Here is a 23,904-nt window from a genome sequence, read left to right on the forward strand (position 1 = left end):
AGGTACTCAGAACTCGGTTGGCCGAACGCCTGTCCGCTCGTTAGCCGACTTCGGCGAGGAGGGAGAGCTGCCTCGGGATGGCTTCGCCATCATGGTCGGTCAGATTGGTCGGATAATCGCCCGTAAAGCAATGGTCGGTGAATTGCGGGGCGCGATCATCGCGATTTTCGAGGCCGATCGCGCGATAGATGCCGTTCACGGAGAGAAACGCCAGGCTGTCGGCGCCCATGAATTCACGCATGCCCTCGAGCGAGTGGTTGGCGGCCAGCAGGTCTGCCTTGCTCGGCGTATCGATGCCGTAAAAATCGGGATGCGTAATCGGCGGCGAAGATATGCGCATGTGCACTTCGCTTGCGCCCGCGTCGCGGATGAGCTGGACGATCTTCTTCGACGTGGTGCCGCGCACGACGCTGTCGTCAATCAGAACGACGCGGTTGCCGCGAATGACGCCGGAGTTCGCCGAATGCTTCAGCTTCACGCCGAGCTGGCGAATGCGCTGCTCCGGCTCGATGAAGGTGCGCCCGACGTAGTGGTTGCGAATGATGCCGAGTTCAAACGGCACACCGCTCTGCTGGCTGAAGCCGATGGCGGCTGGAACGCCCGAGTCGGGAATAGGGACGACGACGTCCGCTTCGATCGGGGCTTCGCGCGCGAGTTCGACACCCATGTGTTTGCGGATGTCGTAAACGGTTTGGCCGCCGACGATGGAGTCTGGCCGGGCGAAGTAAATGTATTCGAAGATGCAGGGCCGCGCTGGGCGCAGCGGGAAGGGGCGATGGCTCTCGAGGCCTTCGTCCGTGATGACGACGACTTCGCCGTTATCGACTTCGCGCAAGAATTCCGCGCCGACGATATCGAGCGCGCATGTTTCGGACGCGAGGACGTATGAGGTGCCGAGACGTCCGATGACGAGCGGGCGAATGCCGATCGGATCGCGGGCGCCGATCATCATATCGTTGGTCAGGCAAACGAGGGCGTATGAGCCTTCGATCTGGCGAATAGCGTCGACAAAGCGTTCAACGATGCGGCGCTTCTTGGAGCGCGCAAGAAGATGGAGAATGACTTCGGTGTCTGAGGTGGACTGGCAGATGGCGCCGGAGGAGATCAGCTCGCGCCGTATTGTGAGGGCGTTCGTCAGGTTGCCGTTGTGGGCGACGGCGAAACCCCCGGTATCAATATCGCAGAAGAGCGGCTGAACGTTGCGGATCAGGGCGTCGCCCGTCGTGGAGTAGCGATCGTGGCCGATGGCCATGCGGCCTTTGAGGCGGGCGAGGACGTCGGCTCGCGAGAAGTTATCGCCGACGAGGCCCATACGGCGCTCGGAGTGGAAATTGTGCCCGTCGTAGGAGCAGATGCCGGCCGCTTCCTGCCCCCGGTGCTGAAGTGCGTGGAGGCCCAGCGCCGTGATGGCCGCGGCATCGGGATGATCGAAGATGCCGAATACGCCGCATTCTTCCCGCAGGCGATCATCGTCGTATCGCGTTACCGTCAAACCATCGACTTTGGCTGCGTCAGGTCGCTGTGCCATGGCACCTCCGCTTGGGCTGCCTTAATGTCCGATACGCCGGTAATAAAACGCTAAACGCGGTCCAGACGCGCGGCGAATGGTGTCGTCACACGACGGTCATATAGTACCGAGTGCCGTTGATGACCAGCGCGACGGACCGCTCTTTTTGTCCCAGCGAACCCTGCTGACCACCCGGCTGCTCCGTCGCCGGTGGCGCCGTGGAAGGTTGCGGGATGACCTGCAACAGAACAGAGCGGATCGACTCGCCCGTTGCCTTTACGGAATCGCGGAAATAGGCATCCCGGACAAGCGGATGCTGCTTCTCCTTGTCCGGCGAAATGAAGGCCTCATACGCCATGTATGGGATAACGAAGAGCAGGAAGCCGCGAAGCACGCCGAAGATGAAGCCCAGTACACGGTCAACCATGCCGACCTGACTGTCGAGAATGGCGTCCGATATGCGCGCGGTGATGAGATGGACGATGATGAGAACGATCAGCGCCACGACGAGCGCAATGGCTGCCGTTGCGATCTGAGGCGGGAGGCTCGTCTGCGCCGCGATTTCGGCCGTCATGTCTTTCTTGGTCGAGAAAACCCAATAGCCGACAGCGGCTGCCGCAATCCAGGAGAGGATCGAGAGCAGTTCGCGGGCAAAGCCACGATACATCGCCAAAAGGCCGGAAATAAATGCGACGGCGATCAAAGCGAGATCGAGATACGTCAGCGGGCCGATCATGGCCGAAGTCCCTCTTTTAACCAGCCCCGCCGGGCCGAGATTCGCACCCCGAAAAAGTCAGTCGCACGCAGCCGCCGCTGCCGCAAGGGACTTGAGGTGTGCAATGCGGGATAGCGTCAACTTCAAACCGTTGGTATCGGCCTCGCCGGCTTCGGGCAGCACGGCCTGCATAAACCCCAGTTTTGCGGCTTCCTTCAGGCGCGACGTGGTCATGGCGGCGCCTCGAACCGCGCCGGAAAGCGAGACTTCGCCGAAATACACGGCCTCTCTTGGGAGCGTTATCCCAGAGATCGACGACAGCAGCGCGGCGGCGGCGGCGAGATCGGCCGCGGGCTCGGTGATCTTCAGGCCGCCAGCCACATTGAGGTAAACGTCGTGGCCTGAAAACGACACCCCACAGCGGGCGTCCAGCACGGCCAGAAGCATATTGAGCCGGTTGCTGTCCCAGCCCACAACCGCGCGGCGCGGCGTGCCGAGGCCCGAGGGGGCGACGAGGGCCTGGATTTCGACGAGCAGCGGGCGCGTGCCTTCGATCCCGGCGAAGACGGCGGCGCCAGGACTTTGGCTCGTGCGATCGCCTAGAAAGAGCTCCGACGGATTGGCGACCTCGCGCAGGCCGCCCGCCACCATCTCGAACACGCCGATCTCATCGCTCGGGCCGAAGCGATTTTTGACGGCGCGCAGGATGCGGTAAGAGAGGCCACGATCGCCTTCGAAATACAACACAGTGTCGACCATGTGCTCGATCACCTTCGGACCGGCGATCTGGCCGTCCTTGGTGACGTGACCGACAAGCAGCAGGGCCGCGCCTGCCATTTTTGCATAACGGATCAGCGCCTGAGCGGCCGCGCGAACCTGGCTGACTGTGCCGGGCGCAGCGTCGAGCGTGTCTGCCCAGAGCGTTTGCACGGAATCGATGATGACGAGATCCGGCGGGCGGTCATCGCTCAGCGTCGTGAGAATGTTCGACAGATTGGTTTCGGATGCGAGGCCGACGGGCGCCTCCGCCAGACCGAGCCGCGCGGCACGCAGACGGACCTGCGCCACGGCTTCCTCGCCCGAGAAATACACTGAACGTTTGCCCCGCTGCGCGAGGTGCGCGGCGACCTGCAGGAGCAACGTCGATTTACCGATGCCGGGTTCGCCGCCGATCAGGATTGCGGAGCCCGGAACAATGCCGCCACCCATGACACGGTCGAGTTCGTCGATGCCGGTCGAGAAGCGCGGTGCTTCCGCCACCGAGCCCTGCAGGGATTCGAGCTTGACGACGCGTCCCTTCGATTGCCGCGTGATGCCGGAGCCGGGCGGCGGACCAGCGTCGGTTTCTTCGACGAGCGTATTCCACTCGTTGCAAGCGGAGCATTTGCCCGCCCAGCGCGCCGCAGTCGCGCCGCACGCCTGACAGACGTAGAGTGAGCGAGATGCCTTCGCCATGGTCAGGTTCGCTCATCGATGTAGAGGCGCGTGAAGCGCGGGCCGAGGCGCGTCAGGATCTCGTATCCAATGGTGCCCGCGGCAAAGCCCTGATCCTCGATTGTCAGACCGTTCCCGACGAGCGTTGCGAAGGCGCCCGGTTTTGCCGCGTCGATCGGGAGATCCGTCACGTCGACGGTGATCAGATCCATCGAAATACGTCCCACGATCGGGGCGCGGTGTCCGCCAATGATGACGTGGCCGCCGGTCTCGCCATTCGAGCATCCTGCCGAGCGCGGAATTCCGTCCGCGTAGCCAGCGGCAATCGTTGCGATGCGGCTCGCGCGTTCGGCCTGCCATGTGGCCGAGTAACCGACCGTTTCGCCCGGCGCGATGGCTGTGACTGCGAGAATGCGCGCCGCAACTGTCACGGCGGGCGCGACGGGAGCGGTGTCGGCCGCGGATGCCTGTCCGCCATAGAGCGCGTAACCCGGTCGAACGATTTCGAAGTGATATGCGGGGCCGAGCATCAGACCGTCCGATGCGGCCAGACTTTTCGGGACGTTCGGAAAGAGTGCTGAGAGCGTGCCGAAGGCGACAAGCTGCTCGCGATTCTTTGGATCGTTCGGCACGTCAGCAGATGCGAGGTGGCTCATCACCAGTTCGACGCGTATGCCGCTGAGAAGCGCTGGGTCGGCTGCCAGACGGCGAACGTCACGCGAGGGCAGTCCGAGGCGGTTCAGGCCGGTATCGATATGCAGCGCTGCGGGCAACGCGTCGCCGTGGTTGCGAGCGGCGAGGGACCAGGCGGCGACGTCGTCCAGAGTCGACAGAACGGGATGGATGTTATGGCGCACGAATATCTGCGCTGCGTTCCCGACGAGCCCATCGAGTGCGTAAATGTCGGCATCCGGCGCAAGCAGGCGCGCGGCTTCCGCTTCAGCGGGTGTTGCGATGAAGAATGCCGTACAGCCCGCGCGGTACAGCGCGGGTATCACGCGATCCGCACCGAGGCCGTACGCATTTGCTTTAACGACGGCGCCGCAGCGCGCAGGCGCGACTTTGTCCGCGAGCGCCTTCCAGTTGGCAGCAATTCGCCCGAGGTCGATCGTGATCGTTCCGGTGGCGCCCGCCAGATGATCCGATATGCGCGCGTCCACCGTCATCACGTCCCTAGCCACGCTATGCTCGTTCAATCACGCGGCAACATAAAATCGCGTGCGAGATTGCCAAAGCGGGTAAATTGACCCTCGAACGACAGTTCGACCGTGCCCACCGGGCCATGACGCTGTTTGCCGATGATACACTCGGCCTTGCCCGAGACCTGGCTCATCTTGGTCATCCAATCAGCGAATTCGGGCGTTCCTTCGTTCGGCTTGGTCCGTTCGACGTAATATTCCTCACGGTATACGAACATGACGACGTCAGCGTCCTGCTCGATCGAACCCGATTCACGAAGGTCTGAGAGCTGCGGGCGCTTGTCTTCGCGCGCTTCAACCTGACGCGAAAGCTGCGACAGGGCCATGATCGGCAGATCGAGTTCCTTCGCGAGTGCTTTCAGGCCCGTGGTGATTTCGGTGACTTCCTGCACGCGGTTTTCACCGCGGCCCTTGGATCCGGCGAGCAACTGCAAATAGTCGACGACGATCAGGTCGAGACCGTGCTGGCGTTTGAGCTTTCGGGCGCGCGATGAGAGCTGCGCGATCGTGATACCGCCCGTCTGGTCGATGTAAAGCGGGATGCGCGACATCTCGTTGGCGACTTCGGAGAGCTTGCGGAATTCGTTCTCGTCGATCATGCCGCGACGGATCTTCTCGGAACTGATTTCCGCCTGCTCGGCGAGAATACGCGTTGCGAGCTGTTCGGACGACATTTCAAGAGAGAAGAAGCCGACAATGCCGCCGTTGGTCGTTTCCGTCGAGCCATCGGCACGACGCTCCGACTGGTATGCCTTGGCGACGTTGTAGGCGATGTTGGTGGCGAGCGCGGTTTTTCCCATCGAAGGACGGCCCGCGAGGATGATGAGATCCGAGCGCTGTAGACCGCCGAGCTTGCTGTCGAGATCGGAGAGGCCCGTGGAGGCGCCCGATAGATGCCCAGCGCGCTGGAATGCGCTGTTCGCGACTTCGATGGCGGTTGCGAGCGCCGATTTGAACGTCTCGAACCCCTTGCCGTACTTGTTCTGCTCCGCGAGCGAATAGAGCCGCGTTTCCGCTTCCTCGATCTGCGCTTTCGGCGCCTGATCCACCGCGCTCTCGTAAGCGGTGTTGACCATGTCTTCGCCGATGACGATCAGCGCGCGTCGCGTCGCCAGATCGTAGATCGTGCGGCCGTACTCGGCGGCGTTGATGATCGTCGTCGCATTGGCGGCGAGCCGGCCGAGGTACTGCGGCACCGTCGTCGACGCATCGATCGGCTCGACATTCTCGAAGAACGTCTTGACGGTGATGGGTGTCGCGACTTTGCCCGCGTGGATGAGCGTTGCGAGCGTTTCGAAGATTCGCCCGTGAAGCGGCTCGAAGAAATGATCGGGCGAGAGGAAGCCCGAGACGCGGTCAAGCGCTTCGTTGTTGACGAGGATTGCGCCAAGGAGCGCCTGCTCGGCTTCGACGTTATGGGGGGGCTGACGGAACGTCAGCGGTTCATTTGCCGAGACAGCTTGTTGGAGCTTCTCAGTTGCGAGGTATGCGGGGTCTGCCATGTGGCGGACCCTACCTGATTCAGGAAAGAGATTCGGGGGAACGTGGGGTGAGGCGGTAGTCATCCCCGATATCAACATGCATGGAGTAGAAAGGCTTGGCCGTGCGAATCCGGCAACGGCCAAGCCCTACAATTCTGGCAGGTTATCCTGCCGATAACGCTGGCTTAGGCCGCGTCGCCTTCAGATTCAGCTTCCGGCCGTGCGTCTTCGAATTCCGCATCCGGATTGAAGGTTTCGAGTTCGAGCGCTTCATCCTGAACGACCGTGACGTTCTCGCCACGCGCCTGCTTATCGGCTTCGTCCTGCGAGCGGGCGATGTTGAGCGTGATGGCGCTTACAACTTCCGGATGGAGCTGAACCTTGGCTTCCGTCAGGCCCAGAGCCTTGATCGGCTTGTCGAGGATGATCTGGTTACGGTTCACGGTGAAGCCGTTCTCGCTGACGACTTCAGCGATGTCGCGCGTCGAGACCGAGCCGTAGAGCTGGCCGGTGTCGCCGGCAGCGCGGATGAGCGTGAAGCTCATGCCGTCGAGCTTCGCGGAAACGGTTTCCGCATCCTTCTTGTGCGAGAGGTTCTCGGCTTCGAGCTGAGCGCGACGGCCTTCGAACACCTTCTTGTTTTCTTCGTTGGCGCGCAGAGCCTTCTTCTGCGGAAGAAGGAAATTGCGTGCGTAGCCGTCTTTTACGTTGACGACGTCGCCCATCTGACCAAGACGGCCGATGCGCTGAAGCAGAATAACTTGCATGGGTTCAACTCCTTTAAGTTCGTTTGGTTCTGGTTTGTTTTAATGGGGCGCTGCGGGCGGCGGACCGGCGCGGCGATAGTGAAAAATCGTTTCGGCAAGGCCTCCGAGCGCGAGCAACAAGCCGACATGCGGGATGATGAGCGCGCCGGTATAAAGCGCGGTGAGAATGAAGATCTGCCACGGCGAATTGCGCGTGAGTACGTGGACGACACCGAGCCCAACGAGCGCGAACGCGAGAAGGAAAGGTGCTGCAATTCCTCCTGCGAGCAGACCGGGCAATCCGCCGGTAAAGCTGACAGCGGTTGCGACGAGCAGAACGAGGGTCGCGCTGGGTGGCATCGAGAAATAGGCGAGGTCGGGCCACGGGCGTTTCAGGCGTCCCGACGCGAGCGTAATGCGCCCCGCGAGCCAGAGATTGAGCAGCGTCGTCGACATCGCAAGTAGACCCAGCGCCCAAGGCAGTGTGGACAGCGTGGTTTGCGTGATCTCGTCGATTTGCTGGCTCGTGACCTCCGGCGCACCCGGCAGGCGCGCGAGATCCGATTTGACGAACGATTCAACGACGGTGCGGAGCATCTTACTCAGCGTGTCGACGTCACCGCCCATCAGGATGATGGCGAGAGATGCGAAAACACCGGCGAAGGCGGCCGCGACGACGACAAGGCGGCCGATTGGATACCATTCGCGATCCTCATCCTCGCCACGGCTCAACTGCGCGAGTCGCGTCAGGATCACGGCAGGGATCGCGGTGCTGATAGCGTAGACTTCAGCGGCGAGGGGATTGGCGATCAGAAAAATCGTGATCGTGGCGGTGACGGCGGCGATCGTTGCGGCAACCGTTCCGAGGCCGAGGCCCGCGAGGTAAAGCGAGAGCGGCGTCAACAGGAAGAGCAAGACGCGGAACAGCATCGCGCCCGCCGTCGCCGAAGCGAAGACGACTGCGGACATGATGCCCGCGGCAATTGCTAAAAGGATAACGTTCGTCGGCATCTCTCGCTGTCCCGCCTTGGCGGTTAGAGCCGGATCCGGTTTCCCGTTCCGACCCAACTTTCGTTGCACCCGGCGGCGCAATCTTGATTGCACCCGGCGACTCCCCTTCGGGGAGCCGGCCGCCGGGTGCGGTAGGTGCTTACTTGATCACGTAAGGCAGCAGGCCGAGAAAGCGGGCGCGCTTGATGGCGCGCGCGAGTTCGCGCTGCTTTTTCGCGGAGACTGCCGTGATGCGGCTCGGGACGATCTTGCCGCGCTCGGAAATGTAACGGCCGAGCGTGCGAACGTCCTTGTAGTCAATCTTCGGAGCGCCTTCACCCGAGAACGGGCAGGTCTTGCGACGACGCTGGAAAGGACGGCGGGCGCCGCCACCGGCTGATGCGATTTCGGCCATGGGTTAGCCCTCCGAGCCAGGATTGGAATCACGCGGAGGACGGGGCGCGCGCGGCGCCTCTCCATCACGCGGGGGACGCGGACCGCGATCGCCTTCACGCGGGGGACGCGAGCGGAACGTGGAGCCGCCTTCGCGACCGCCAAAACCGCCACGATCACCACGCGGAGGGCCACCACGGCCGCCGAAGCCGCCACGATCACCGCGCTCGTCGCGATCCTGCTTGCGCATCTGGATGCTGGGTTCGGTTTCGTGATCTTCAACGCGGATCGTCATGAAACGAATGACGTCGGTGTTGAGGCCCATGCGCCGTTCCATTTCGGTCACGGCTGCGGGCGGCGCGTCGATGTTGAAGAAAGCAAAGTGAGCTTTGCGGTTCTTCTTGATCTTGAATGCGAGGTTCTTGAGACCCCAGTATTCCTGCTTGCTGATCTTGCCCGTGCCCTCTTCGATGATGCCCTGAAATTCTTTCATCAAGGCTTCGACTTGGGCTTGGGTAACGTCCTGGCGTGCCAGGAACGTATGCTCGTATAGCGGCATACGGTTGGCCTTTCGGTTCGAGTTGACGCATCGTCCTTTGGAGGCGCGATACGTTCCTAGCTCCGGTGCAAAGCCCCAATCGGGCCGAGAAAGGCCGATCTGGTTCCCATTAGGAGAAGACACTGGGGGGCGGCGGTTAGCCTCCTGGCCTGCAATCCAAATAGCGGATGCAACCCAAGCCCCCGTTCAGCCTCCAACCGGAGCGGGAAGTGGGCCTTATACAGGATTTGCGCCCCCCGGCAAGCGCTGGCGGGGCGGCCATTTGCCGGGGGCGTCGAATTTCTCCGTGAACGTGGCTCGGAGGAGCATGCGCAAGCCGGGGGAATCATGGCCTATGGGCGCGACTGAGCCGATTCCATTTCCATCGGCGCGTCGAGGGAGAGAACCCACATGAAGTATGCAGCCTATACAGAGGAAACGATCTGGGCCGTCGAGGACAGCGAGGAAGACGCTCGCGCCGAAGGCGAAGCAACGATGGAAGAACTGGGCTCTGACGCTGATCCGGCAACGCTGAAGGTCGCGCCGATCGACGAAGATCTCGTCGAAGCGCTCGCCGCAGCGGAAGAAACAGGCGCAGAAGTGCTGTTCGACCTGATCGATGGCGAGTTGTGCGAAGTCGAAGCGGTCGATTAACGCCGCTTCAGCTTTCCTCGTTCGTTACGTCGCCGCCGTCCGCTGGGCCGGGAGTTGCGGCGCGAATGGGTAATAATCCGGCGCCGCCCTGCAGAACCAGCGTGGGCGGCGTTTTTCCGGCGCCTGCTGTCATCGTCTGCAGGATACGCAGGTTCATCAACTCCGGATTGTCTTTCAGAAGCCGCGCCGCGTTGTTCAGCGCGCGCAATGACGCCTGCTCGCCGCGTGCGCGTTCGAGCTGGGCCTGCGCCTCGAGCCGGGCGCGCACCGTTTCCGTCGCGATCCGGCGGATTTCGGCGGGCATCATCACATCACGCACATTGGCGCGCACCAGCTCGCAACCCTGCTCCTCGCAGCCCGCGCGCGCCTTTTCCGTCAAGCGCTCATCGAGAGACGCGCGCTGGTCCAACAATCCTTCGAGCGGGGCTTCGGCCGCGAGATCGCGCAGCGCAAGCTGAAGCGTGCGATAGACTGCCGAATAATAGCCGTCGGAACTGGCTTCCAGCGCTTTGCGGGGGTCGCGCACCTTGATGATCGCGATGGCGCTGAGGCGGATCGGCAAGCGGTCCTGGCTCATCACCTCCTGCGAGGGAACGGTGATCGCCATTTCGTTGACGGTCAACCGCTTCAGAACCGTGCCTGGAAAATTCCAGTAGCGCCCGGGGCCGACCTCACGCACGAACAAGCCGTGCTTGTAGAGAACGCCGCGCTCTGTTTCGGAAACGATATTCGCCGCGCCTGCGAACGTCTTCCAGGCCTGCATCGCGAGGATGATCGCCAGCGCGACGAGGAACACAACAATCGCCGAAATATAGGGATCGTCCGCGAGCATCCGCAGTCCTTTAAAAGAAGCTCTTCCGGCGCCACGGTCACGACACGGGGGCGACCGTCCGAAGACGAGCCCGCAGGGCGGCGTGACGGTTGCCTTTCGGCTGGCTCCGGAAGAGCCGGTTCTGGATCAGGTCAATGGCCCGAGACCGCCGGCAAACCCCTGCAAACAAGAGACCTACGGCCTCTCCGCAGCCACACCAAGCGGTTCGAGACGGTTAGCATGGGCGGTCGGGCGGCGCGAGGGCCAAGGCGCGGCATTGTGCCGGCGGAAACTTGACAGCGAGCGGACGGCCGTGAACTAAGTCCGCGACCGACGCCCGGGAATTACCGGCGCAGTCGAGATCGGCAGCATTCCTCATTAAACCCACTCATATTCCAGGACCACATGGCACGCGCATTCGTTTTTCCCGGTCAGGGCAGCCAGGACGTTGGTATGGGCAAGGCTCTCGCCGACGCATTTCCTTCCGCGCGGGCGGTCTTCGAAGAGGTCGATGATGCGCTGGGCGAAAAGCTTTCGGCGCTGATCTGGGAAGGCCCGAAGGAAACACTCACGCTAACCGAGAACGCGCAACCGGCGCTGATGGCTGTCTCGATGGCGGTGGTTCGCGCTCTTGAAGCGGAGCGAGGCGTGTCGCTGGGGAAGACTGTCTCATTCGTGGCCGGTCATTCGCTCGGCGAATACTCAGCTCTTGCAGCGGCCGGGGCATTTTCGCTCGGTGACGCGGCGCGGCTGTTGCGACTGCGCGGACGTGCGATGCAGAAGGCCGTTCCCGTCGGCTTGGGCGGCATGGCGGCGCTACTTGGCGTCGGCGTCGATGTTGCGGAGAAAGTCGCGGCTGAAGCGGCGCAGGGCGATGTCTGCGATGTCGCTAATGACAACGAGCCGACGCAGGTCGTGCTTTCGGGTCACAAGACGGCGATCGATCGCGTGGCGGAGATCGGTAAAGCTCACGGCGTGCGCCGCGCGGTTCCGCTGCCTGTATCCGCGCCCTTCCATTGCGCGCTGATGCAACCTGCTGCCGACGCGATGGCGGAAGCGCTCGCCTCAGTCAAAGTCAATACGCCGGTCGTGCCGGTCGTCGCGAACGTATTGGCGGCTCCGCTCAGCGACCCTGAGGAAATTAAAAAGCGGCTGATCGAGCAGGTCACGCAGCGTGTTCGCTGGCGCGAATGTGTTGCTGCGATGAGCGCGCTTGGCGTCACGGACTTCTATGAGATCGGCGCGGGCAAGGTGCTCGCTGGTCTCGTGAAACGAACGGCACCGACGGCGAACGCTGTCAGCATTGGCCTACCCACCGATATCGACGCGGCGCTCGCCGCGCTTACGTCCTAAGGAGACATTGATGTTCGACTTGACTGGTAAGACGGCGCTCGTGACAGGCGCCAGCGGCGGACTTGGCGCGGAGATCGCTCGCGTGTTTCACAAGGCCGGCGCAACGGTCGCCATTTCGGGCCGCAAGGTTGAAGCGCTCGACACGCTGGCCAAAGAACTGGGCGACCGCGTTCACGTGCTGCCTTGCGATCTCGCCGATCGGGCGGGCGTCGCGAAGCTCATCGACGAAGCGGTGAAAGCGCTCGGCGGGCGTCTCGATATTCTCGTCAACAACGCGGGTCTCACCAAAGACAACCTGTTCATGGTGATGAAGGACGACCAGTGGGACGACGTCATCGCCGTCAACCTGACGTCGACGTTCATGCTGTGCCGCGCCGCGTCGCGCCACATGATGCGTTCAAAGACCGGATATGGCCGCATCATCAACATCGCTTCGGTGTCGGGCGTTTTCGGCAATCCTGGCCAGGGCAACTATGCAGCTTCGAAGGCCGGTATTATCGGCATGACGAAATCGCTGGCGCGCGAGGTCGCTTCGCGCGGCATTACGGCGAATTCGATTGCGCCGGGCTTTATCAAGACGTCGATGACCGATGTTCTGACGGACAAGCAAAAGGGCGAGATCGCGCAAATCATCCCAGCGCAGAGATTCGGCGAGCCCATGGATGTCGCGGCAGGTTGTCTCTATCTCGCGTCTAACGAGGGCGGCTACATCACCGGCCAAACGCTGCACATCAACGGCGGTATGGCGATGGTCTAAGGGCGAATGCGCTGGGCATGGTAAACGCCGATAACTCCAGACTTCTTTGCATTTCAGGAGCGGCATGAAACTGCGTTCGGGTGCGTCACCGTGAGCTTTGCAAGGCAGGTGAAGTGTGTTAACGACACCACGGTTTTGGGGCGGGCATACAACGCTTCCGGGACGCGCGAAGCTGGGGACAAACCGGCGCAGCGGAAGGCATTGCGGTGCCTCGGCGTGAGACTCACGCTACGGCGTCAGGATAAAAGATTACACTCTACAATGAGGCGAGCGTCTTAACCGAACAGGCTAGACTTTTCGTAGGCCGAGAGCCTAGCGTCTGTCCGGTCACGGTTGAGCTGAGCAAACAGGCGGGCCAATAAGGCGCGCCAAAAAATAGATAGAAAGACACGAGGATAGACGATGAGCGATGTGGCAGAGCGCGTGAAGAAAATTGTCGTGGAGCATCTTGGGGTCGAGGCCGACAAGGTCACCGACAACGCCAGCTTCATCGATGATCTTGGCGCAGACAGCTTGGATACTGTTGAACTCGTGATGGCGTTTGAAGAAGAATTCGGCTGCGAAATTCCGGATGATGCTGCTGAGCACATCCTGACGGTCGGCGATGCCGTGAAGTTTCTCGAAAAGAACGCAAGCGCGGCCTAACGGCCCCTCGTTCATCCGCAAGAATTTGGCGCGCGTGCGCGCCTCGGACCGGATCAGAAGGGGGCTGGGTGACCGGCCCCCTTCAGCTGCCCGATCCACGACGGCCATTCATTAGCAACACAACACAAGAAGCTCGCATGCGACGTGTCGTTATTACCGGATTGGGTCTCGTCACACCGGTTGGATGTGGCGTCGAAGCCGCTTGGTCTAACCTGCTTGCCGGGCACAACGGCGCGCGGCGGATCGAAGAATTCGAAGTCTCCGACATCACCTGCCAGATCGCCAATTTCGTTCCGCGCGGCGCAACATCCGAAGGCAAATTCAATGCCGACGATTGGATGGAGCCGAAGGAACAGCGCAAGGTCGATGACTTCATCATCTATGCCGTTGCGGCGGCCGATCAGGCGATTGCAGACGCAGGCTTGAAGCTCGACACTTCGGAAGCGCAGGAACGCGCGGGCGTATTGATCGGCTCGGGCATTGGCGGGCTCTCAGGCATTGCGGATACGTCGCTCTTGCTCAAGGAGAAGGGCCCGCGCCGCGTCTCGCCGTTCTTCATTCCCGGACGCCTCATCAATCTTGCGGGTGGCTACGTCTCGATCAAACATAACCTGCGCGGACCGAACAATGCGGTTGTGACGGCGTGCGCAACCGGCACGCACGCTATCGGCGACGCAGCGCGCATCATCGCGCTCGACGACGCCGACGTGATGGTGGCAGGCGGCGCTGAGAGCCCCATTTGCCGAATCGCGATGGCGGGCTTCGCAGCATGCCGTGCGCTCTCGACCGGCTTCAATGACCAGCCTACGAAGGCATCGCGTCCGTACGACAAGGATCGCGACGGGTTCGTCATGGGCGAAGGTTCGGGCATCGTCGTGCTCGAGAGCTATGAGCACGCGAAGGCGCGCGGCGCCAAGATTTATGCGGAGGTCGTCGGCTACGGCATGTCGGCGGACGCTTTCCACATCACGGCGCCAGCCGAAGACGGTGACGGTGCGTACCGGTGCATGACGACGGCACTGAAGCGGGCGAACGTTTTGCCCAGTCAGATCGATTACGTGAACGCGCACGGCACGTCGACGCCGATGGGCGACGAGATCGAGCTCAAGGCAATCGAGCGTTTGTTCGGCAATGCTGCGAACGACCTCACGGTCTCCTCGACCAAATCTGCGATCGGGCATCTGCTCGGCGCGGCTGGTGCCGTCGAAGCCATTTTCTCGGTGCTGGCAATGCGTGATAACATTGCTCCGGCGACGCTCAATCTCGACAATCCGTCGGTGGAGACGCCCATCGATCTCGTGCCGCACACCCCGAAGAAGCGTGACATCAATGTCGTGCTTTCCAACTCATTTGGGTTTGGCGGCACCAATGCATGCCTTGTTTTCGCTCGCGCTGACTAGTCGAGTGCGAAACTCGCGTTTTTGCCACAATTTCCGGTGAGCGTCCTTGGTAGGGGGCGGACGATGAAGAGACACGGCTGAGGGGCTGCCCCCAGCACGCCGAGCCGCTTCTTCAAGGGACAATGCTCGCGGTATCATGAGTCAAAATCGAAGGCGCCCGGACGCGACCAGAACGGCCCGGACCGCAGGTGCGCGCAGCCCCGCAGAACGCCTTGCGCCTGGCCGCGCTCCCAGCCGGCCGCGCGGGCTTGACGCGCGCGAACCGTCACGCGTCGTTTCCGGATTTGTGCATGTCATAAGCGGTGTGCTGACGATTGCGCTGGTGGGCATGCTGATCATCGGCGGCACCGCGTTCGTGATTTTCAATCAGTACGAAAGCCCCGGACCGCTCACAGAGGTGCGGACCGTTATCATTCCGAAGGGCGAAGGCCGCATCGCGATCGCCGAACGGCTCGAGCGCGAGGGCATCATCACCAACCGCTGGACGTTCGTTGGAGGCCATCTGCTGCAAGGCTTTGTCAGCCATCGCAAGAATTCGGAGCTGAAGGCGGGCGAGTATCAAATAAAAGAGCACGCGTCGATGCGCGACGTGATCGATACGCTCTCGGAAGGCAAGTCGATCCTTTACAAAACAACGCTGCCCGAAGGGTTGACGAGCGGACAGATCGTTGAGCGCTTGCGCGCCGATCCGAACCTCACCGGCGAGATCGCGATGATCCCGGAAGAGGGGACGCTGCTGCCCGACACCTACTATTATTCGAAGGGCGCTTCGCGGCAGGAAATCATCGACCGCATGCAGGGCGAGATGCAGAAGGCGCTCAGCGCTCTTTGGGAAACGCGCGATCCGGATTTGCCGATCCGTTCGGAAAAGGAATTGGTGACGTTCGCGTCGATCGTCGAGAAGGAGACGGGACGTGCGGATGAACGCGAGCGGGTTGCTGGCGTGTTCTATAATCGTCTCCGCAAAGGGATGCGGCTGCAGTCCGACCCGACGATCATCTACGGAATCGTCGGTACGCAAGGCGTTCTTGGTCGCGGCATCACGCGGGCCGATATCGATGCAAAGTCGCCATACAACACATATCAGATCAACGGTCTGCCGCCCGGGCCGATCTGCAATCCGGGAAAATCATCGCTGGAAGCAGGTCTCAAACCGGCCAAGACGAACGAGCTTTACTTCGTAGCGGACGGTACGGGCGGACATGCGTTCTCCGAAACGCTGAAGGATCATAACTCGGCGGTTCAGAAGTGGCGCGCCGTCGAGAAGCAGGCGCGAGAGAAGCTGAGCTCCGATGCGAACAGCAACGCCGCGCCCATTCCGCCGAGCGCTGGGGATGCGCCGGCTCCCGCAGTTGCGCCTGTAAAGGGCTCGAAGACGGCCAAGGCTAGCTCATCGGGCCACTCGAACGCCTCTGACGCTGGCAGCCAGGCCGATGCGTCACCTGACGATGACGCTTCCGATACCGAGCCTCGCGCTTCCGGCGGCGTGCCCTTGCCAGTGCGCAAACCCAAGAAGCCGTAAAACAGTCTACGGACGGCAATTCCTTGAATTGGCCCTTGGGTTGGCGTTCGGCCGCTGACCCGCTAAGTTGCCCGCCTTCAACAAGGCGGGATGCATACGTAATGACAATTTCCAGCATGACAGGCTTTGCCCGCGCGGACGGCAGCGGCGAAGGTGTGGCCTGGACCTGGGAAGCCCGCAGCGTCAACGGCCGCGGCCTCGATGTGCGGCTGCGTCTGCCGCCGGGCTTTGAACCTATCGAGATTGCGGCCCGCGAAGCTGTCAGCAAGCGACTTACACGCGGCAATATCTCGGTGACGCTCACCATCGAAAAGCAGCAGGCCAACGGTGCTTTCCGCCTGAACGAAGCAGTATTAGCGGACGTCATCAAGGCCGCAGAACGCGTGACGGAATTGAGCGGCGCGACGCGGCCGGATGCGGCGCAGCTCCTGATGATCAAGGGCGTTCTCGAAACGTCTGACCAAACGGTGGAAGATGCGGGCGCGCGCCAGCGTCGCGAGGCTTCGCTGCTGCAGAGCCTGGAGACAGCCCTCGACAAGCTTGCCGAAGCACGGCGCGGGGAGGGCGCGCGGCTGCAGACGGTGATCACGGACCAGATTGCGCAGATCGATCAGCTTGCCGCGAGTGTCCGTGTGTCTCCGTCGCGCACGCCGGAAGCGATCATGGGACGGCTTCGCGACGCCATCGCGCGCCTCGTGGATACAACTGCTACTCTCGATCAGGAGAGGCTGCATCAGGAAGCCGTTTTGATCGCCACGCGCGCCGATGTCGAAGAGGAACTGCAGCGGCTCGCCGCGCACGTTGCGGCCGCGCGCGAAATTCTTCAGGAACGCGGATCGGTTGGGCGAAAACTCGACTTTCTCGCGCAGGAGTTCAACCGCGAGGCCAATACGCTATGCTCGAAGGCGAATGCCGTCGACGTCACGCGGCTCGGTTTGCAGCTCAAGACGGTTATCGATCAATTCCGCGAACAGGTTCAGAACGTCGAATAGCATGAGCACACGCGCACCAGATTCGCCTGAGGGCTCCGAATTGAGCGAACCGCACATCGCGCGCCGCGGACTTTTGTACATCATCTCGTCACCCTCCGGCGCAGGGAAGACGACGCTGGCCCGCAAGCTCCTTGCGACGGCACGAGGGATCACGATGTCCGTCTCTATCACGACGCGTTCGCCGCGGCCGGGCGAGCGCGACGGCGTCGATTATCATTTCGTCGATCGGGACCGCTTCGAAATCATGCGCGAACGCGGCGACCTGCTCGAATGGGCGCGCGTGTTCGACAATCATTACGGCACGCCGCGGGAACCCGTCGAAAAGGCCATCGCTGCGGGAGAGGACGTTCTCTTCGATATCGACTGGCAGGGCGCGCAGCAGCTTTCCGAGAAACTTCCGGGCGACGTGGTGCGCGTGTTCGTTCTGCCGCCTTCGGGGCACGTTCTCGAGGATCGTTTGAAGACGCGCGCGCAGGATTCGGCGGAGGTCGTTGCGCGACGCATGGCAGCGGCTGCGTCCGAACTCAGCCACTGGCCGGAGTACGATTACGTGCTCGTCAATTCGGATCTGGCGCAGAGTGTGATAGCGGCGCAATCGATCCTGACGGCGGAGCGTCTCAAGCGGGCGCGGTTGCTCGGACTTTCCGAATTCGTTCGCGACATGCAGAGCGTGCTTTAGTTTTTTGATTGCGAGGCGGTGCGCCCGTCATCCTCGCTCGAGCGCGACGCAGTCGCGTCGAATGCGCGAAAACGTTCGGCTGAACAGCCCTGAAGACGAAGGAACGGCTTCGCCGAGTCTCACGCTGGATCCCCGGCCCACATTCGCTTCGCTCATTCGGCCGAGGATGACGGAAGGGGTGAGCCAACTCGGAGGCTTATGCGAGTTCGCCGCGGTCGAAGATGGCGGCGAGGTGCGCGAATTCCGCGACAGAGAGATCTTCCGCCCTGCGTTCGGGTGCGATGCCTGCTTCGCGCAACAGGATTTCCGCCATCGGCGTCAGTTGCTTGAGGCTCGAGCGCAGCATCTTGCGGCGCTGACCGAAGGCGGATGCCGTTACGCGCGACAGCGTTTCAACGCGGCAGGCGGGCTCCGGGCGTTCGCGCGGCCGGAACTCGACAACGGCCGAGGACACCTTCGGCGGCGGCGTGAAGGCCTCGGGCGACAGATGTAGTGCGATCCGCGGCTCGGTCCGCCATTGCGACAGCACCGAGAGCCGTCCGTATGCTTTGCTGTTCGGCGCCGCTACGATGCGTTCTGCAACCTCGCGCTGGAACATCAGCACCATGCGATCGAACCACGGCGGCCAGGGATCCGTTTCGAGCCAACCGACGAGAAGCGCGGATGCAATGCCGTAAGGAAGATTGGCGGCAATCGTGACGGGACGCTCTTCGCCGATGAGGCGAAGCCAATCGACTGCGAGGGCATCCGCAGCTTCAACTTCGAGACGGCCGGGATACGCGCGCGATATGTCTTCAAGCGCCGGGAGGCAACGGCTGTCCCGCTCAACGGCAACGATGCGTTTGGCGCCTTCCATAAGAAGGGCGCGCGTCAGCCCGCCGGGGCCGGGGCCGACTTCGATAATCGTGCGGTCGTCCAAGCTGCCTGCAAGGCGGGCAATCTTGCGCGTCAGATTGAGGTCGAGCAGAAAATTCTGGCCGAGCGATTTTTTCGCGCGCAGTTCGTGGCGCTCGATGACGTCGCGTAGCGGGGGAAGGCCGTCCGGTGTCGCGGTGCTCATGTCGACCCGGCAAATTGCCGACGTTCAACCATTTCGCCAGCCAGCTGTAGCGCTGCGATCAGGCTCGCCGCAGATGCCCTGCCTTTTCCAGCGATGCCGAACGCGGTGCCATGATCCGGCGACGTGCGCACGAAAGGAAGACCGAGCGTAACGTTGACGCCTTCGTCGAACGACAGCGTCTTGATCGGGATGAGCGCCTGATCGTGATACATCGCGATCGCCGCGTCGTAGTTTCGGCGTGCCGCGGCGTGGAACAGTGTGTCAGCGGAATGTGGGCCGGTGACGTTCAGTCCTTCCGCGCGCAAGGCGTCTACGGCCGGTTTGACGACGTCGCGATCTTCGAGGCCCAGCGCGCCGTTCTCGCCCGCATGTGGATTGAGTCCGGTCAGGACGATCCGCGGTGCGTGAATACCGAAATCGCTCTTCAGCGCGGCAGCGGTGATGCGCGCAACGGCTACGATCTTCTCGGTCGTCAACAACACGGGCACGTCTTTCAGTGCGACGTGGATGGTGACAGGAACGACCCGAAGCTCGGGAGAGGCAAGCATCATCACCGGGTCGGCGGGTTTGCCGGGCCAGTGGTCTTGCGCCAGTTCGCCGAGATATTCGGTGTGGCCTGCGTGCTTGAAGCCCGCCTCATACAACACGGCCTTCGCTATGGGGTTCGTGACGACGGCGCCAGCTCGACCGGCCGCAACGTCCGCCACGGCGCGCTTGATGGATTGGATCGTCGCTGGGCCGTTTTTAACGTCGGGCGTGCCCGGAACGGCGCTGACTGCGAGCGGCACTTCGACGACGGGGAGGGCCTTGGCAAAGACCGCTGCAGCAGCGGCAGCATTCGGCACGATGCGAACCGGTATTCGCGTCGTCAGTCGGTCGGCTGTCGTCGCGATCAGTTTGGGATCGGCGTAAAGCGCGAATGGCGGCACGTCGGACGTTTCGCGGACGCGCCACGCCTCCATCGCGATCTCCGGGCCGATACCGGCGGGATCACCCATTGTCAGGGCGAGCGGACTGGCAGCCTCCGCACGAGGAGCGGTCATGCTAGCGGTACTCGATGTGTGCGTCTTCCCGCAGATCCTTGAGATAGCGCTGGGCCATCACTTCGAATTCTTTCTGCTTCAGCTCGCCTTCGACTTTGGTGCGCGCATCCGCATCGCCCGCGACGGCATCGCGGCCGCACACGACCCAAAGCTGGACCTCGCCTTCCTCGACGCTCGGCGGCAGCATTTCGCCATCGTGTGCGTTGAGCAGGAGGGTGCGTGTGGGTTCGGGGATCGACGATGTGCGGCGCTTGCCGAGCTGTTCGAACTTCGCGCCCGCGACGCCGGTTGCGGCGGTTGCCGTCGATTTGCAATCTGTGAAGCGCGAGCGGATTTTTTCCGCGTCCTGCAGGCGCTGCGCGACGCCGTGTTCTTCCATCTTCTTCGGCAGCGTGATGCTGATACGCTGAATCTGCAACTCAGTATCTTGCTGTGCGGCGCCGCTCGCGCTGGCGACCATCTTGTCGACGTCTCTATTATTGATATTGATCAGCGGCCCGAAGCGGCGGCGGACGACTTCGTTCCAGGATAGCGCCGCACGGATGCGGTTCTTCATCGGATCGATGGACCCGCCAAGCTGCTGCGCAAACTGCTCCATCGTCATCTTATTGCGCTGGGCGATACCGGTGATGACGCGGTCCACCTCGGCATCTTCAATCGCAACGCTCTGCTTCTTAGCTTCCTGCAGTTTCAGCTTTTCGTCGATCAGCTCTTCGAGAGCCTGTTTCTTCACCGCAGGCAACGCCGTCTTGCGCGCGTTTTCGAGTGCCTGGCGCTGCATGCTCATGCCGAATTCTTTTTTGCGCCGTTCGAAGATGGCGATGATCTCATCGCGCGACTTGCCCTGATTGGCTTCGACGACTTCGTTGAGAATGGCCTTCAGGCGCTCAGATGTTTTGGGATTCTTGACGATCGCTTCGAAGTTCGACTTCGCCTGCTGCTGCACGCTGGCGCCGCCGAGCATCATGGCGCGGCGGTCGACTTCGAAACCGGTTACCGGCTCATCGTTGACGAGGGCGGTGATGGCGTGATCACCGGACATGGAGTCCATGCCAGCGTCACGACTTGCGGTCTCTGTGCCTTTCTTAGCTTTGGATGCCTTGCCAGCTTTCTTGTCTTTCGGCGTCGCTTCCATGTCCTTCGTGTCGCCGCCGACAGAGGGGCGAAGAAACGAGCCCGAGCCATCACCCGTGACGGCGACGGTGCCGCCTTGAGCCGATACCGGCGCGGACGCCAGCATCAGGGCGGACGGCAGCGCGGCTGCCAATGCGAGCAGGCGCACGGAGCGCAAAATGGTCGAGTGTGTGTACAGGTTCGGCATCCGAAGTGGCGTCCAATGGGTCCCCGAGTCGCTAGGCCGTAGTTTATAGCAGCCGAAGCAACCTATATGGCCTTATCCACATCAAGAGTGGCTAAAATCCGGAAGCTGTCAGGGTGAGGCTTCCGGCATAGATATTTGCGCGGCTCGGCCGGATTTGGCTGGCGCGATAGACGCTTGCTACTGCGTGCGCTCGTCGCCGCCAAGGTTAAAGCCGAGCGTGTCGGTCTTCGCCGCGAAGTCACCAAGGTGCTTGAACTCGAAGCGCAGCATGAAGGTACGATCGGCCTCGATAGTATTATCCTTGTAGTTGGATTCAATGTACGAGGCGGTCAGCACGAAGCATTCGTCAGAGTATTTGACGTTAACGGCATCGTAAAGGATCTCATCGGCGTCGATGTCGTAACGGACGATGCCGCCAACGCTCCAGCGATCCGTCAGGCGAAGGGTGACGCCGCCCAGGATTTCCTGCTGCGGGATGCCCGTCCGAATACCCTGGCTTGGATTCAACGGATCATAGAGGAAAGCGTTGGAGTCGTAGCTGTAGCCGGCCTGCGCCGACAGCGGGCCGTAGTCGAACACCGCTGCTGTATCCTGGCGGCGAAGGTCCATCGACGATTGGTCGAAGCGGCTTTGCGAGATGATGCGGAACGAGTCGACGGGCGCGATGTAGGCACCGAGCACGTAATCGGAGCGATCCGTCTCAAGGCCGCTGTAGGGCGTGTAGATGTAGTTGCCGTCGTCGTCGCGGCCGGGATTCAAATAAATGTTGTCGCCGCTTAGGTGATAGCTTTGCCCCGCGAGGAAGCGAGCATAGCCGCCATCATTCGCCTGGAACGTGTACTGCACGCCAACGTTGGCGCGTGTGCCCGTTTCGATACGGTCGTAGCCGGAGAACTTTGTAGTTGCGAACAGGTTGGTGTCGTCGAAGACGAGGCTCTGTGCGTCTTCGTTCGGGAAGCGGCGCTGCGGCAGGCTTTCCTGGTGCACGACAACCTGACCGATCGGCTCGACAATGTGGCTGGCGTTGCCGCTATGGGCGATCAACGGATAGGAGACCGTGGCGCCACCATCGACGACGCCGCGCGTAAGAGTATCACTGCCGACGAGGCGGGCAGTCGCCGGATTCACGGAGCCGTCCGGGTTCAGCGTTATCGACGTCGGGTCGTTATAGTCGTCGAACTGGTAGACATCGCCGCGAACGTTGGCGAACGGCGTGTAGCTGATGCCGATGGCGTCGGTCAGGCGGCGACGCCATTTCAGCTCAGTGACGATACGGTTGATGTTCTGGTTCCGCGTCGTGTCCGGGCTTGAGAATACCGTCGTGCCGTCTTCGCGCGTGAAGCTCAGCGCGTTCGTGTTCCAGCGCAATTCGCCGCCGAGCACGGGATCGGCGAAGACGTAGTTATAGTCAATGAGCGGATGGGCATAGCTTTCCGTTCGTGGCGTGTCTTCGGTCAACAAGCCGCCGAACTGGTAGAGCTTGGCGCTGAAGTAGTTCCGGTCCGATTGGCCCGTCAGGTAGATCTGGTTGACGCGGTCGGTGACCAGAAGGCTGTCGAGCTTATAGAAGCGACGGAACTGGTCGTCGCTTTCGACGATCGCGTCCCAGCCGAACTTCCACCAGCTCGATAGCCGGAACGCGCCATGCGTTTCGACGCTGCCGCGCAAGCCGTCGTATTTTGCATTCGTCGAAGGCGTTCCATCAAGATCGGCTGCATCCTGATCGATGCCCGCGAGCTTGACGTTGTAATATCCGTTGGCAAGGCGATGACGCCATTCGGCCTGCATGAAGAGGCCTTGATTGCTCATGTAGGTCGGCGTGATCGTCGCGTCGTAGTTCGGCGCGATCGCCCAATAATAGGGGATGCCGGTGATGTAACCGAGCGACGTGGAGTGTCCGTAGTCAGGCGTCAGGAAGCCAGACTTGCGCTTGACCGAGGGGTCAGGCGTCTGGAACCACGGCATATAAAACACGGGCTGGCCGTAGATCTCGAAATACGCGTCCTGGTAGGTGATCGTCGCCGCGTCTGCGTCATGCACGATCCGGGCGGCGCTGATGCACCAGAGCGGCGGCGTGTTCCCGTCGCTTTTGCACGGCGTGAAGCGGCCGTTTTCGAATTCGTTGACGTTGCCGCCGCGGCGCGTCGCGCGGTCTGCCGTGATGCGCGATTCATCCTTCGAGACGACTGAGAGCGACTGCACGAAGCCGTCCCGGAAATCGTCCGTCAGTGTGTAGCGGTCGGCGTGGACGATGTTGCCTTGCGGCTCCTTGAGCGTGACGTTGCCGATTGCCGTCAGCGTGCCGGCGCTCTGGTCATAGATGACCTCGTTCGCCGTCAACATGTTGTCGTTGTAGTAGATTTCGACGTTTCCGCGCGCGATCACGCGGTTTCCGGACTTGTCGTAGATCAGTTGATCGCCCTGCAAACGCATGGGCTGCGTGTGATCTATCTTGGTGTCGACCTTGCCGAAAATGCTCTGATTGCTGCCGAAGGACGACGGCTGTTTTTTCTGGCTGAGGGCTTCCGTGGGATGGAGGGCCGTTGTTGCCAGAAGAGCCGTAAACAGGACGCACGAAAGCGCACGACCGGTTACCAGTGCCTTGAAGCTACTGGGACCGTCGCGTGACGTTCCGCAACCCTGCGGTGTCCGCGCCATACGCCT

Annotated in this window: 22 protein-coding genes; 8 read left to right on the forward strand and 14 right to left on the reverse strand. The window is 61.9% G+C overall.

Annotated features, from left to right (window positions below; all coding sequences use genetic code 11):
* Positions 1 to 40: 40 nt before the first annotated feature.
* The 9 genes from purF to rpsF all read right to left on the reverse strand — a co-directional run bounded on the left by purF (position 41) and on the right by rpsF (position 9,024).
* The gene (gene purF, locus DLM45_RS15930; RefSeq protein WP_181338049.1) at positions 41 to 1,528 is read right to left on the reverse strand and encodes an amidophosphoribosyltransferase; all 1,488 of its coding nucleotides are present in this window, start codon (positions 1,526 to 1,528) and stop codon (positions 41 to 43) included.
* Between the two features lie 85 nt (positions 1,529 to 1,613).
* Positions 1,614 to 2,243: a CvpA family protein gene (locus DLM45_RS15935; RefSeq protein ID WP_181338050.1), complete on the reverse strand. Its 630-nt coding sequence runs from the start codon at positions 2,241 to 2,243 to the stop codon at positions 1,614 to 1,616.
* 57 nt (positions 2,244 to 2,300) lie between these two features.
* Positions 2,301 to 3,677, reverse strand: coding sequence for a DNA repair protein RadA (radA, locus tag DLM45_RS15940; protein WP_181338051.1), 1,377 nt, complete (start codon positions 3,675 to 3,677; stop codon positions 2,301 to 2,303).
* Between the two features lie 2 nt (positions 3,678 to 3,679).
* Positions 3,680 to 4,837 carry an alanine racemase gene (gene alr / locus DLM45_RS15945; RefSeq protein WP_343062329.1) on the reverse strand — a complete coding sequence of 386 codons (1,158 nt, stop codon included), beginning with the start codon at positions 4,835 to 4,837 and terminating at the stop codon, positions 3,680 to 3,682.
* An 11-nt stretch (positions 4,838 to 4,848) separates the two neighbouring features.
* Positions 4,849 to 6,357 (reverse strand): replicative DNA helicase, encoded by a 1,509-nt coding sequence (locus DLM45_RS15950; RefSeq protein ID WP_181338052.1) that lies wholly within the window; start codon positions 6,355 to 6,357, stop codon positions 4,849 to 4,851.
* 164 nt (positions 6,358 to 6,521) lie between these two features.
* Positions 6,522 to 7,103, reverse strand: a complete 582-nt coding sequence (rplI, locus tag DLM45_RS15955) for a 50S ribosomal protein L9 (protein WP_181338053.1) — start codon at positions 7,101 to 7,103, stop codon at positions 6,522 to 6,524.
* A 39-nt stretch (positions 7,104 to 7,142) separates the two neighbouring features.
* Positions 7,143 to 8,093, reverse strand: coding sequence for a DUF2232 domain-containing protein (locus DLM45_RS15960; RefSeq protein ID WP_181338054.1), 951 nt, complete (start codon positions 8,091 to 8,093; stop codon positions 7,143 to 7,145).
* Positions 8,094 to 8,232: 139 nt separating this feature from the next.
* On the reverse strand, positions 8,233 to 8,487 hold the full coding sequence (rpsR, locus tag DLM45_RS15965; protein ID WP_181338055.1) for a 30S ribosomal protein S18: 255 nt from the start codon (positions 8,485 to 8,487) through the stop codon (positions 8,233 to 8,235).
* Between the two features lie 3 nt (positions 8,488 to 8,490).
* On the reverse strand, positions 8,491 to 9,024 hold the full coding sequence (gene rpsF, locus DLM45_RS15970; RefSeq protein ID WP_181338056.1) for a 30S ribosomal protein S6: 534 nt from the start codon (positions 9,022 to 9,024) through the stop codon (positions 8,491 to 8,493).
* 390 nt (positions 9,025 to 9,414) lie between these two features.
* Between rpsF and DLM45_RS15975 the strand changes: the two genes are divergently transcribed.
* Positions 9,415 to 9,657: a hypothetical protein gene (locus DLM45_RS15975; protein WP_181338057.1), complete on the forward strand. Its 243-nt coding sequence runs from the start codon at positions 9,415 to 9,417 to the stop codon at positions 9,655 to 9,657.
* A 7-nt stretch (positions 9,658 to 9,664) separates the two neighbouring features.
* On the opposite strand, the gene DLM45_RS15980 is transcribed toward DLM45_RS15975, so the two are convergent.
* Positions 9,665 to 10,489, reverse strand: a complete 825-nt coding sequence (locus tag DLM45_RS15980) for a slipin family protein (protein WP_181338058.1) — start codon at positions 10,487 to 10,489, stop codon at positions 9,665 to 9,667.
* A 384-nt stretch (positions 10,490 to 10,873) separates the two neighbouring features.
* On the opposite strand from DLM45_RS15980, the gene fabD reads away from it, so the two are divergent.
* The 7 genes from fabD to gmk all read left to right on the forward strand — a co-directional run bounded on the left by fabD (position 10,874) and on the right by gmk (position 17,816).
* Positions 10,874 to 11,821 (forward strand): ACP S-malonyltransferase, encoded by a 948-nt coding sequence (gene fabD, locus DLM45_RS15985; RefSeq protein ID WP_181338059.1) that lies wholly within the window; start codon positions 10,874 to 10,876, stop codon positions 11,819 to 11,821.
* Between the two features lie 10 nt (positions 11,822 to 11,831).
* A complete protein-coding gene (gene fabG / locus DLM45_RS15990) occupies positions 11,832 to 12,578 on the forward strand; it encodes a 3-oxoacyl-[acyl-carrier-protein] reductase (protein ID WP_181338060.1) in 747 nt (248 codons plus the stop codon).
* Between the two features lie 402 nt (positions 12,579 to 12,980).
* On the forward strand, positions 12,981 to 13,223 hold the full coding sequence (locus DLM45_RS15995; protein ID WP_013215676.1) for an acyl carrier protein: 243 nt from the start codon (positions 12,981 to 12,983) through the stop codon (positions 13,221 to 13,223).
* Positions 13,224 to 13,360: 137 nt separating this feature from the next.
* Positions 13,361 to 14,623: a beta-ketoacyl-ACP synthase II gene (fabF, locus tag DLM45_RS16000; protein WP_181338061.1), complete on the forward strand. Its 1,263-nt coding sequence runs from the start codon at positions 13,361 to 13,363 to the stop codon at positions 14,621 to 14,623.
* Between the two features lie 136 nt (positions 14,624 to 14,759).
* Positions 14,760 to 16,145: an endolytic transglycosylase MltG gene (mltG, locus tag DLM45_RS16005; protein WP_181338062.1), complete on the forward strand. Its 1,386-nt coding sequence runs from the start codon at positions 14,760 to 14,762 to the stop codon at positions 16,143 to 16,145.
* Between the two features lie 101 nt (positions 16,146 to 16,246).
* On the forward strand, positions 16,247 to 17,137 hold the full coding sequence (locus DLM45_RS16010) for a YicC/YloC family endoribonuclease (RefSeq protein ID WP_181338063.1): 891 nt from the start codon (positions 16,247 to 16,249) through the stop codon (positions 17,135 to 17,137).
* 1 nt (position 17,138) lies between these two features.
* The gene (gene gmk, locus DLM45_RS16015; RefSeq protein WP_181338064.1) at positions 17,139 to 17,816 is read left to right on the forward strand and encodes a guanylate kinase; all 678 of its coding nucleotides are present in this window, start codon (positions 17,139 to 17,141) and stop codon (positions 17,814 to 17,816) included.
* A gap of 196 nt (positions 17,817 to 18,012) precedes the next feature.
* Here the strand turns inward: gmk and rsmA are convergent, their stop codons facing one another.
* The 4 genes from rsmA to DLM45_RS16035 all read right to left on the reverse strand — a co-directional run bounded on the left by rsmA (position 18,013) and on the right by DLM45_RS16035 (position 23,898).
* Complete coding sequence (rsmA, locus tag DLM45_RS16020) at positions 18,013 to 18,876, reverse strand: 16S rRNA (adenine(1518)-N(6)/adenine(1519)-N(6))-dimethyltransferase RsmA (protein WP_181338065.1); 864 nt, start codon at positions 18,874 to 18,876, stop codon at positions 18,013 to 18,015.
* Positions 18,873 to 19,919, reverse strand: a complete 1,047-nt coding sequence (gene pdxA / locus DLM45_RS16025; protein ID WP_181338066.1) for a 4-hydroxythreonine-4-phosphate dehydrogenase PdxA — start codon at positions 19,917 to 19,919, stop codon at positions 18,873 to 18,875. Before pdxA ends, rsmA begins: the two co-directional genes overlap by 4 nt.
* Position 19,920: 1 nt before the next feature.
* On the reverse strand, positions 19,921 to 21,240 hold the full coding sequence (locus tag DLM45_RS16030) for a SurA N-terminal domain-containing protein (protein WP_181338067.1): 1,320 nt from the start codon (positions 21,238 to 21,240) through the stop codon (positions 19,921 to 19,923).
* A gap of 177 nt (positions 21,241 to 21,417) precedes the next feature.
* Positions 21,418 to 23,898: an LPS-assembly protein LptD gene (locus tag DLM45_RS16035; protein ID WP_181338068.1), complete on the reverse strand. Its 2,481-nt coding sequence runs from the start codon at positions 23,896 to 23,898 to the stop codon at positions 21,418 to 21,420.
* Between the last annotated feature and the right edge of the window lie 6 nt (positions 23,899 to 23,904).

The sequence above is a fragment of the Hyphomicrobium methylovorum genome, assembly GCF_013626205.1.
Classification (GTDB): Bacteria; Pseudomonadota; Alphaproteobacteria; order Rhizobiales; family Hyphomicrobiaceae; genus Hyphomicrobium_B; species Hyphomicrobium_B methylovorum.

What these genes read in the sequence shown, in the direction of transcription:
- purF (WP_181338049.1), bottom strand. Translation starts at nt 1,528, where the DNA reads ATGGCACAGCGACCTGACGCAGCCAAAGTCGATGGTTTGACGGTAACG.
- DLM45_RS15935 (WP_181338050.1), bottom strand. Translation starts at nt 2,243, where the DNA reads ATGATCGGCCCGCTGACGTATCTCGATCTCGCTTTGATCGCCGTCGCA.
- radA (WP_181338051.1), bottom strand. Translation starts at nt 3,677, where the DNA reads ATGGCGAAGGCATCTCGCTCACTCTACGTCTGTCAGGCGTGCGGCGCG.
- DLM45_RS15950 (WP_181338052.1), bottom strand. Translation starts at nt 6,357, where the DNA reads ATGGCAGACCCCGCATACCTCGCAACTGAGAAGCTCCAACAAGCTGTC.
- rplI (WP_181338053.1), bottom strand. Translation starts at nt 7,103, where the DNA reads ATGCAAGTTATTCTGCTTCAGCGCATCGGCCGTCTTGGTCAGATGGGC.
- DLM45_RS15960 (WP_181338054.1), bottom strand. Translation starts at nt 8,093, where the DNA reads ATGCCGACGAACGTTATCCTTTTAGCAATTGCCGCGGGCATCATGTCC.
- rpsR (WP_181338055.1), bottom strand. Translation starts at nt 8,487, where the DNA reads ATGGCCGAAATCGCATCAGCCGGTGGCGGCGCCCGCCGTCCTTTCCAG.
- rpsF (WP_181338056.1), bottom strand. Translation starts at nt 9,024, where the DNA reads ATGCCGCTATACGAGCATACGTTCCTGGCACGCCAGGACGTTACCCAA.
- DLM45_RS15975 (WP_181338057.1), top strand. Translation starts at nt 9,415, where the DNA reads ATGAAGTATGCAGCCTATACAGAGGAAACGATCTGGGCCGTCGAGGAC.
- DLM45_RS15980 (WP_181338058.1), bottom strand. Translation starts at nt 10,489, where the DNA reads ATGCTCGCGGACGATCCCTATATTTCGGCGATTGTTGTGTTCCTCGTC.
- fabD (WP_181338059.1), top strand. Translation starts at nt 10,874, where the DNA reads ATGGCACGCGCATTCGTTTTTCCCGGTCAGGGCAGCCAGGACGTTGGT.
- fabG (WP_181338060.1), top strand. Translation starts at nt 11,832, where the DNA reads ATGTTCGACTTGACTGGTAAGACGGCGCTCGTGACAGGCGCCAGCGGC.
- DLM45_RS15995 (WP_013215676.1), top strand. Translation starts at nt 12,981, where the DNA reads ATGAGCGATGTGGCAGAGCGCGTGAAGAAAATTGTCGTGGAGCATCTT.
- fabF (WP_181338061.1), top strand. Translation starts at nt 13,361, where the DNA reads ATGCGACGTGTCGTTATTACCGGATTGGGTCTCGTCACACCGGTTGGA.
- mltG (WP_181338062.1), top strand. Translation starts at nt 14,760, where the DNA reads ATGAGTCAAAATCGAAGGCGCCCGGACGCGACCAGAACGGCCCGGACC.
- DLM45_RS16010 (WP_181338063.1), top strand. Translation starts at nt 16,247, where the DNA reads ATGACAATTTCCAGCATGACAGGCTTTGCCCGCGCGGACGGCAGCGGC.
- gmk (WP_181338064.1), top strand. Translation starts at nt 17,139, where the DNA reads ATGAGCACACGCGCACCAGATTCGCCTGAGGGCTCCGAATTGAGCGAA.
- rsmA (WP_181338065.1), bottom strand. Translation starts at nt 18,876, where the DNA reads ATGAGCACCGCGACACCGGACGGCCTTCCCCCGCTACGCGACGTCATC.
- pdxA (WP_181338066.1), bottom strand. Translation starts at nt 19,919, where the DNA reads ATGACCGCTCCTCGTGCGGAGGCTGCCAGTCCGCTCGCCCTGACAATG.
- DLM45_RS16030 (WP_181338067.1), bottom strand. Translation starts at nt 21,240, where the DNA reads ATGCCGAACCTGTACACACACTCGACCATTTTGCGCTCCGTGCGCCTG.
- DLM45_RS16035 (WP_181338068.1), bottom strand. Translation starts at nt 23,898, where the DNA reads ATGGCGCGGACACCGCAGGGTTGCGGAACGTCACGCGACGGTCCCAGT.